Source organism: Bacillus safensis FO-36b, from assembly GCF_000691165.1.
Classification (GTDB): Bacteria; Bacillota; Bacilli; order Bacillales; family Bacillaceae; genus Bacillus; species Bacillus safensis.
On the sequence record NZ_ASJD01000026.1, the window covers coordinates 1 to 5,463 of the forward strand.

Here is a 5,463-nt window from a genome sequence, read left to right on the forward strand (position 1 = left end):
AAAAAGTGGTGGCAATTTTGGAAATAGGACATACATGAAAATGGCGCACTTATACACACCCCTATGTGCGTGCTAAAATCTCTCGATTTCCGTCAAGCGTGTAAAGAAAAAGCCGACTTAATAGCCGGTATTATATAAAAATAAATTTAAATTAAAAAAAGCTTGTAGAAAATCCTTAATTGCTCTCTACAAGCTTGATGCTCTTTATTATAAGTTAAACTTAAAATTTGATGACTCTGAATTTATAATTACTGCCTTTGAATTCAATCGGAAGATGTGCATATAGTTTTTCATTTGAATGACCAGAATACCTTGTCACACCTTTGCTATTAACATCGTAAACAACAACAGTATGAAACCATTTAGATGAGCTTTTCGAGTAAACTTGAATAACATCACCAGTAGAGACTTTTTTAGAAACCTGTGCAGCTGTCAAATTAGAATAAACTTTATGCTTCTTAGTACCAGCCCAGTAACTATAAAAGTCAACAACTCTAACCCAAGAAGTAGAGTGATCAACAGTTTCACCAGATCCAGGCATAGCAGGTGCAAAATACCAACCCTTCACTGTTTTTGCTATTCCAGGTCTCATATGACCTGTATAGTTAAGTTTCATGCCCCCTGCATACACTACCTGGGATGCATAGTTAGTACAATCTCCACCTTTACCTCCGAAATACTTAAATTTCTTACTAGACGTATTGTCCCAATTTTTTTTCATATAGTCTTTAGCTTTTGTACGGTTGAACGAAGAAAGAGTAGACATATCTCCTTTTAATTCAGAAGTAGACTGTTTAACCTCTATATCTTTTTCAACTGTTTCATTTTCTTTTTCATTTTCTTTTTTTACTTGAGAAATGGTTTTATCCAAAACCACATCACTTAGTTCAAACTTATCTTCATCAACAGAATCTTCTTTATCACTAAAATAATATTCTTCCATCTCTGCCAAATATGTAGTAGCATAAGCTTGCATCAAATCTTTATCAAATTCACCTTTATCATCAAAAGAAGGTATAGACATTAAAAAATCTGAAAACTCATCCGTGCCTACTTTAATATTCATTTTGTGATCCTTCAAATATTTAAAAACTTCATCTTGAGCTTCTTTAATAGTCTTAGAATCGATTTGGTTTTCTTCAGCAAATGAGTTACTAGCAAACAAGAACAAACAAGAACAAACAAACATAAAGCTAAAAATAATTTTTTTCATAAAATTATCCCCCTTTGTAAATTTAAAGAAAACATACCATTAAATATAATCTAAAGCATTATTTTTAGATTATATTTAAAGTGATTTTAAGATTAATATAAATAAAAGGAGATATAGAATGAAAAATAATAGTTTTATTAAATGGTCCCTAATAATTTTAATAATTTTAGTTTTATTTATAGGGATTTTTAAAATTACAGATTATAACAAACAGAATTTCCCTAGATTTGAAGGTACTAGCGAAAATGGAGATTGGAAAGTAATAATCTTAAAAAGCGATAAAAATACAGACAACAAATACACTTATTATGCAAAGGTATATTGGACAGGAAACAAAAATAAAGGAAAAGATTTATACATAAACAAAATCAGTTTATACAGGGACAAAAAGAAGTATTCAGAAAGTGGAGATTATAAACTTTCTGAATACCTTGGTGGAAAGTTTAAAAACGGTGGAAATGTTCCAAATTACATAGCCACACTAGAAAATATGCCAGAAAAAGAAATCAAAGATCACTCATTAATGTTACAAATAGAAAGCACAAATTCTAATAAAGATAAAATGATTGATCAAATAAATTTATCTAAAAAAACAATATTAAATCAATAACCATATAAAAAAAGCAGACTAATTAAGAGCCTGCTTTTTTATGTGATTATGTAATTTTTGATACCAACATGCCAATGCGCCATAACCTCAAATGTCTCATTGGCTACCTCATCCTCATCTTCTTCAATTCTGATCAGATCTCCGTCCTCGGCATCCGTCAAATTCAGCTCCTTATGAATCTCTTTCAAGATCCCACCGTAACCAATCAAGCGTCTGGCACTTAATGCATCATCCAAATAATAGACCGTATCCAAATTCTCCTCGGTCACTTCATTACCACGTATCACATCCGTATCCTTCACAGGATACTTCGAAATTTCAAGAATAGCTTTTTGTTCTTCCATTGCTTCGCGGACTTCTTTTTCAATCGCTTCCGCATCGATTCCCTTTTTTCCTTTGACCCGCTGCACATGCACAATCGGTGTGTAATCCAATTTCATTGCACGCTTCCAAAGGCTTGTCCATTCTGATTGTTTAATATAATTATGAGTAAAATAACTCTTTCTTACTGGAATTAAAACGTGAAAATGAGGGTGATATGTATTTTCTTCATGATTCTTCGTGATCTCTAAAGCTCTGAAATATCCACGCACGGCAGAATCTATTTTCTTATATTTCATCAATCTATTAAAGCCTTTCATCATATCCGAAATGGTCTGTTTCAGATCATCACCCTCAACATTTTTCACTGTCAACGTGAGAAATATCCATGCTGGATTATATTGCCGATTGGCTTCTTCAACGATCAATTTATTATGATAAGCAATTTTTAACGACCTTCGCCACGCACACATAGGGCATAACCTCACTTTACAAAAATAGGCTTGATATAATCGTAGTCTGCCCGTTTCTCGATCTCTCTTAAACGCAAGACATTCCGCACAATCACATACTTTCTCTGCCTTTTTTCCGTAGTAAGGCGCACCGGTACGCTTTTCAAGTCCTTCATAATGAGCCGCCATAAGTGACGATCTCACCTTTTTCCCTCGCCAATCCCGCTTTTTACCTGTTGCGGTTTTGTCCTGAAGGATGCTATAATTTGATTCATCTGAATAACACAAGAAAAAAACTCCTTCTGATGCTAGTCCTCTAGCACTCTATTATTATGGTTTGGTCACTTTAATAATAGCAGAGGGAGTTTCTACATGTCAAAATGCTTTTAAAACCTTGGCACCACTGTATTTATCCTACTTTTTGAAAATCTCAATGTTTCTATATGTATCAAGATAAGAAAAGACACGATTCTGACTCCGTCAAAATCGCCCAAAAAGCTGGCGAAACCGCCATCTTTTTAAAAGATCAAAACCCAAAAACCTAAAAGACCAAAGACTAAACCAAATTTCCCCGCAGGGGGAGATTTTTTTTTGATTTTTTGCCCCCCTACTCAAAAATTGAGTCCCCCCGTTTTTATAGCCTTAACACTTTTTTTGTAGCTTTTAATCACTCAAATACATATCAAAACCCTGCAATCATAGGGTTTATTTTGCCAAGAAAACACACCACACCGTTTCTGTAGCCTTTACGATCAGAAACACCTTTTCTGTAGCCTTTTGACTAAACCTCACACCAGAACGTGATAATCGCAATCTGGATAATCACGTTCTCGTAATCACGCTCAAAAACCTAATCGTTTATAACTCAAAGCCTTAACACTTTTCTTGCAACCTTTCATTAGCTTTTAACACCATTTTTATAGCTTTTAATCACTGAAACCTTGCAATCATAGACTCTGCTTTGCCAATCAAAAACTCCACACCTTTTCTGTAGCCTTTTGACTAAACCTCACACCAGAACGTGATAATCACAACCTGGATAATCACATTCTGGTAAGCACGTTCAAAAACCTAATCGTTTACGTCTCATTTTCAAGTAACTACACATGATATTTCCACAAAAAAACAGACCTAAAAGGTCTGTTAATTTTCATGTTACAAATCGAATACGATACATCATGTTGCATTCCTTGACGCAACAGAAACGCTGTTATCTTGCGTCGCTAAACCATAAACCGGCGCAACAGTCACAGCTAAAATCAAAACGGCAGCCATAATTTTTTTAAACGTCATATTCAAAATCGCCCCTTTGAATCAGTTTCTGAACTTGGATCATCTTCTTATAAAAAAATACAGAATCATCCAGTCGTTCTATGTCATTATAAAATCTTCCAGCCTCTAAAGCTAGGTCTTCTAAATAAGGATAACCACGACTATATAAAAGTTGATCGAATTTTTGATTGACTTCAACACTAGGCGAAACCGTCACATATAACTCATGAAGCACATTAAAAAGATCGACAAACATAGAATCATCATACTTTTCAGCATAGCTCTTTCCTTTCACACAATAATCAAGAGCTTCTTCTTTTCGTCCCTGCTTAAAGAAAATGATGGCTAAATCATAACAAGCTTGTACAACCTCTTTAGCACCGATCTTCTCGCCTAACTCTAATGCACGTTGGTAATATACTGTTGCTTTCGCAACATCATCTTGTTTATTAAAACAGTTTCCTAAATTCAACAAACCCTTAGTCGTAATGTAATCATGGCCAAGTGCAATAGATTCCTGTAAAGCTCGTTTCAAATGGGGAAGTGCCTTCTCATAACTGACCAAATCGTCATAATTTCCCGCAATCACGAATCTACACTGGATTAACCTAACTTGATATATACTGTTTGCCTTATAAGCATGATAAGCCTGTTCAACATAATACATAGATAGATGTGTTTGCTTCATGTGATAAAAGATTTCTGCCATTTTGAAAAAGAACTCCGCACGCTCCAATTCATCAGCTACTTTATCAAGTTTTCTTTCCGCATAGCGATAAAATGTAATAGCTTTTATGTACTCCCCTTTAGAAAACTCATACATCCCTCTGAAAAAATTGAAGTAGTACTCCATAATACCAGTAAGCCTTTTTCCTTCACCTTCGACAGCTCTCAAATAATCAGCTTTGTTGACAGTATTTTTTGATGGATTTACGTATTCAAGCATCTGTTCATGGCGAAATTCCATTAGCTGAAAATAAAGAACAACCTGTTCGTCTTCCTCCATCAAATCCAGTTCATTCTTAACTTCGTTACGGAGAATCTCTGCATCTGTCACATTCAACCTTTTGATATGCCGATACCACTCATTAATCTTCTGACCAATCACAGGCGCTGCAATAGTTCCCATACCATCAATCCCCCGATACATCGCTTTTTTATGTTAAATCCTAGCACATGAAATACGGCTATAACTTGCTTGCGTTTCCATTTTTGAAAATTTTCGGTATCTCGCAAACGTTTTTTAAAATGAATTCAGCAGACAAAACGAAAAAACGCATTCAAAGCCCTTATAAGCGTTTTTGACGCATCCCCCTATTCACAATCACCTGAACAAAAATAAAAGCGCTCAGAATCGAATCTGAACGCTCTCAGAGGCATTTTAGAATTACAACCTCGGTATTTTTCTATATTTAATCATGCACCTTATCTTTGACGCATCCCCCTATTTCAATCACCTGAACAAAAATAAAAGCGCTCAGAATCGAATCTGAACGCTCTCAGAGGCATTTTAGAATTACAACCTCGGTATTTTTCTATATTTAATCATGCATCTTATCATCCAAATAAAAACGTTTAAAAACGAAAACAGCCCA

At 34.7% G+C, this 5,463-nt stretch carries 4 protein-coding genes; 1 reads left to right on the top strand and 3 read right to left on the bottom strand.

All coding sequences use genetic code 11. The features are described from left to right. Nucleotides 1–220 precede the first annotated feature (220 nt). A complete protein-coding gene (locus BA81_RS18885) occupies nt 221–1,213 on the bottom strand; it encodes an amidase domain-containing protein (protein WP_034284324.1) in 993 nt (330 codons plus the stop codon). 118 nt (nt 1,214–1,331) lie between these two features. On the opposite strand from BA81_RS18885, the gene BA81_RS18890 reads away from it, so the two are divergent. Further along, a complete protein-coding gene (locus BA81_RS18890) occupies nt 1,332–1,823 on the top strand; it encodes a DUF4944 domain-containing protein (protein ID WP_034284326.1) in 492 nt (163 codons plus the stop codon). A 38-nt stretch (nt 1,824–1,861) separates the two neighbouring features. Here BA81_RS18890 and BA81_RS18895 read toward each other — a convergent pair whose 3' ends face one another. Both BA81_RS18895 and BA81_RS18900 read right to left on the bottom strand, forming a co-directional pair. Next, entirely contained in the window at nt 1,862–2,884 is a 1,023-nt protein-coding gene (locus tag BA81_RS18895) for a protein rep (protein ID WP_031308869.1), read from the bottom strand. Nucleotides 2,885–3,878: 994 nt separating this feature from the next. Continuing rightward, nucleotides 3,879–4,997: a response regulator aspartate phosphatase gene (locus BA81_RS18900; RefSeq protein WP_031308973.1), complete on the bottom strand. Its 1,119-nt coding sequence runs from the start codon at nt 4,995–4,997 to the stop codon at nt 3,879–3,881. Between the last annotated feature and the right edge of the window lie 466 nt (nt 4,998–5,463).